This is a genomic window from Cellulomonas sp. P5_C6 (assembly GCF_054049635.1).
Map to the genome: position 1 here is coordinate 1 of NZ_JBFULZ010000356.1, position 1594 is coordinate 1594.

Sequence of the window (1594 nt, forward strand, 5' to 3'; positions counted from 1 at the left end):
GCCATGGCGGCGGCCTGCGCCTGCACCCAGGCGTCGTGGGCCGCGACCACGGCGGCCTCGGCGGCGGCGAGCGAGACCGCGAGCGCCCGCAGGGACGCCGGGCTGAGTCCGGTCGCGGTCGCGGGGCCGGTCGCGGCCGGGTCCGTGCTGGCCGGGTCCGTCGGCGCGAGTGCCGTGTCGGCAGTCGCCAGCTCGGCGGCGAGCTGCTGCCGGACGGCGTCGTCGGCGACGGCGTCCTGGCTCGCGGCGAGCGTGGCACGCGCGCTGTCCGCGGCGGCGGCGAGGGTGGCCAGGGCGGCGACGCGGACGCTGGCCGCCTGGGTCCGGCCGGCGTCGGTCGCCTGGACCAGGAGGGCGTCGGCGTCGACCACCTGCGCCTCGTGGGCGTGCGCCGCGCGCTGGTCGGCGGCGGCCTGCGCGGCGGCCACCCGGTCGTCGTGGTCCGTCCACGCCCAGGCTCCCCCGGCGACGCCGACCACGAGGACGGCGGTCACGGCGGCGACGATGCTGCGCGGTGGACGGCGGATGGAGTGCTCCGAGCGGGCTGCGGGACGGACAGGGCGATTCGGACCGTGGTCAGGGTAGCCGCGCGCCGACGGACGCGACACGACGAGCGGGACCACGCCGAGTGTCCGAACTCGGCTCCACCGGCGCGAGGCCGCCGACGCGTCGGCCCTGGGGCATCCCGTCAGCACACGACGCATGCTCTGCCGAGGACCGCTCCCGGGCGCCCGAGTGACGCTCGTCGCACGCCTTCGCCGTCTTTGTCGGGAACCTGCCGGCGACGTCCGTCAGGAACCACAGTCATCCGGTGGAACCCGCGCTGGAGCGCTCAAGAACACGGTCCGGGAGGCCGATCCCGGCACCATGAGTGATGTGCGCCCGACGCTGTCCCTTCCCGCGTCCGGCCCTCACGGCACCGTCCCCGGGGTGCGAGCCCTGACCCCTGAGGAGAACGGTCACCTCGACCGTGCGCGCGCGCACCTGCGGGCCAGCGGCGCCGACGTCGCCGACCCGCGCGCCGTCGGGGCGCTCCTGTTCTCGTCCCGGACGCGGTGGGCCGACGGGCCGTCCACCCCCGTGCCGCAGGCGATGGTCATGGCCCTCGGCGTCGGCGTCGGCGACCTCATCGTCGCCCGCGTGCCCGGCGCCCGGTGGGCCCTGCGGATCGGCACGTCACCCACGCCGGCGGTCGTGTCGGCGTCCGGCGAGGACGCGGCACTGCCGCTGACCGACGTCGGCTCTCGCTGGCAGACCGGGTGCACGCCCGACTGGGTCGCCGAGTACGTCATCGCCGCTGCGGCCCACCTGAACGCCGGCGCCGCACCCGAGCTGCCGAGCCCGCGGACCCCGGAGCGCAGCCCCCAGCTCGTCGCGGAGTCCGAGGGCCCCGACTACCTGCCCTCGCGGCCGACCGCCGCAGGCCAGCCGCTCTCCAGCCGTCGCCCCACGCCGCCGCTGTCCGCACGACCGGTCGAGGACCAGCCCGTCGCGCTGCGTGCGCTTGCCGACGCCACGGCCGCCGCCCGCGCCGCCGACGGAGCGTCCGCCTTCCGCGAGCTCGCCGAGGCCGCCGGCGCCCCRCGCCCCGCGG

The 1594-nt window shown here is 78.1% G+C and carries 1 protein-coding gene and 1 pseudogene; one reads left to right on the top strand and one right to left on the bottom strand.

Annotated features, from left to right (window positions below; translation table 11 throughout):
• Positions 1-494 (bottom strand): annotated as a pseudogene (locus ACXJKG_RS21060) (hypothetical protein); the annotation flags it as partial.
• Positions 495-930: 436 nt separating this feature from the next.
• Between ACXJKG_RS21060 and ACXJKG_RS21065 the strand changes: the two are divergent.
• On the top strand, positions 931-1594 hold a 664-nt coding region (locus ACXJKG_RS21065), incomplete at its 3' end, for a DUF3806 domain-containing protein (protein ID WP_456847664.1).